This window comes from Candidatus Jordarchaeum sp. (assembly GCF_052745115.1).
Genome location: NZ_JBRAKS010000499.1, coordinates 1 through 2139 on the forward strand (window position 1 = coordinate 1; position 2139 = coordinate 2139).

Annotated in this window: 3 protein-coding genes; 2 read left to right on the forward strand and 1 reads right to left on the reverse strand. The window is 40.1% G+C overall.

Features of this window, described 5'->3' with window-relative positions:
* Window positions 1–102 precede the first annotated feature (102 nt).
* Together ACUVXA_RS20110 and ACUVXA_RS20115 are read left to right on the forward strand one after the other, a co-directional pair.
* Window positions 103–312 (forward strand): hypothetical protein, encoded by a 210-nt coding sequence (locus tag ACUVXA_RS20110; protein ID WP_445873075.1) that lies wholly within the window; start codon window positions 103–105, stop codon window positions 310–312.
* A 214-nt stretch (window positions 313–526) separates the two neighbouring features.
* Complete coding sequence (locus tag ACUVXA_RS20115; RefSeq protein WP_445873076.1) at window positions 527–1666, forward strand: acyl-CoA dehydrogenase family protein; 1140 nt, start codon at window positions 527–529, stop codon at window positions 1664–1666.
* Window positions 1667–1940: 274 nt separating this feature from the next.
* Here ACUVXA_RS20115 and ACUVXA_RS20120 read toward each other — a convergent pair whose 3' ends face one another.
* The gene (locus ACUVXA_RS20120; protein ID WP_445873077.1) at window positions 1941–2111 is read right to left on the reverse strand and encodes a hypothetical protein; all 171 of its coding nucleotides are present in this window, start codon (window positions 2109–2111) and stop codon (window positions 1941–1943) included.
* Window positions 2112–2139 lie beyond the last annotated feature (28 nt).

Here is a 2139-nt window from a genome sequence, read left to right on the forward strand (position 1 = left end):
GATATATTTTTTATAAAATAATTTTTTTCTTCCTCATTAGAAAATGTTATAAGGATTAATTCAAATTATATAGCTCAGCTACATAACAAGGATGCGGTTAAAATGATGGAAAAATCAAAATTCGACCGACTACGAGCTCTAAAAATAAATACGCCCCGCTGGCTGTATTTCTGCAACCTGCTCGTAATAGTTCTTTCCTTCATAGGCATGATTCTCGCCTTTTCTTCAGCGAATTCCATAGCTATAACCGCTTTTGGACTAGCATTCATTGCTTCACTCAGTTTTGAAGTCTTAAGAAGCGACAAGAAGTAAAACAAAAGAACAATAATTCTATGAAAAACGGGGAATAAAACAAAAAGCAGAGAAATTGCGAGGGAAAATTACCTCTCTTAAAGATCTCAAAATATTCAATTTTTTCCTTTATTTCTTAATTTTTAGGGTTAAAACTAAGCCAAACCATTATTTTTAAATGTTTAATATTCTGATAGTAGGAAATAATATAAACAAATTTAATGGAGGGTATGTTTTGCCCATAGACTTTGGATTTACTCCTGAACAAGAAGAGTTAAGAGCCTCAGTAAGGGAATGGTGCCAAAAAGAGATCGCCCCCCTAGTGGATGAAATGGAAGAAAAAGAAGAATTCAACAAGAACTTGGTCGCAAAATTCATAAAAAAATTTCTAAACATGTGGATCCCAGAAAAGTATGGAGGAACGGATGCCGATACGGTTGACGTCTGCATTGTGGCGGAAGAGGTGGGTTACGTTTGTGGTTCCTGTCTGACTCTCCTAGAGGTAGGAGGCTTAGGGTGCTTACCAATAGTAATTGGGGGAACTGAAGAGCAGAAAAAGAAATTTCTACCGCCCATAGCCAACGGAGAAAAGTTTTATGGTTTCGCCTTAACCGACGAGGGGCCCGGCTCAGACCCCGCAAACATGAAAATGAGAGCGGAAAAGAAAAACGGTGAATATGTCCTGAACGGTATGAAGCGTCTAATCAGTAACTGTGACATATCGCATAGCATTCTTACCTTTGCCAAAACGGATCCCAGCAAGGGAGCAAGAGGCATCAGTGCTTTCCTTATTGATATAGGAACTCCAGGATTCGTGGTTGGTAAAAGACTGTGGGGCTGGGGAATCAAGGTACACCACACAAACGAATTGGAGTTCAAGGACTGTAGAGTACCCGCGGACAGATTGATTGGTAAAGAAAACGAAGGATTCGTCTATGCTATGAAGTGTCTTGACCGAACCAGACTTGTTTTAGCTGCAGGAAATGTGGGAATCGCCCGAGCCTCATTCGACATCGCGGTAAAATTCGCACAGGAAAGAGAGGCCTTTGGAAAACCCATAGCCGAAAACCAGGCAATAAGCTTCCGACTCGCCGAGATAGACACAGAGATCGAAGCCGCACGCCTCCTAGCTTATAAAGCGGCCTGGCTCGACAATAAGAAGATTCGCCACACCAAGGAGACTTCTATGGCCAAATGGTATGCCTGCGAGTTGGCAAGAAAATCGGCTGAAGCCGCCGTAAAAATACTAGGTGGCTACGGATGGAGCAAAGATTATCCAGTAATGATACATCTCCACGACGCACTAGGATTCATAAACGCTCAGGGCACCACAGAAATCCACAAAATGGTAATATCCAGATACCTCTTTGACTAGATATTTATACTATTTTATTATTTACTAGAATCGTTGGTGTCTCTGATACAGGTAAATTTAGTTGAGTTAAAGGGAAGGATAGTTCAAATAATCTTAAACCATTTTTTTATTATTAAAATTGATCTCGTGATTACCCCTTTTTTAGATACCAGAGATCTTAAAATCTTATATTCAAAAAACGGTAAATCATTAAAAATTGTTTGGGGTAAAATACATCGATCGCGGAGGATTTACGCTGAAACTGAATGAAGGTTTTGGAAAACACCTTAGGTTTTTATTTTATCAGATCATATATGTACGTAAAATCTGTTGAGCGTGGTTTAAGTGCAGAAACTTTTTTTGCGGTTGTTGTTGAGAGAGACGAGGACGGATACCTAATAGCCTCTGTTCCAGAGTTGATTGGTTGTCGTACCCAGGCGAGAACCGTTGTCCGAAACTTACCCATCTAGGACACTTCCAGATGGTGTTCGGTT

What these genes read in the sequence shown, in the direction of transcription:
- ACUVXA_RS20110 (WP_445873075.1), top strand. Translation starts at nt 103, where the DNA reads ATGATGGAAAAATCAAAATTCGACCGACTACGAGCTCTAAAAATAAAT.
- ACUVXA_RS20120 (WP_445873077.1), bottom strand. Translation starts at nt 2,111, where the DNA reads ATGGGTAAGTTTCGGACAACGGTTCTCGCCTGGGTACGACAACCAATC.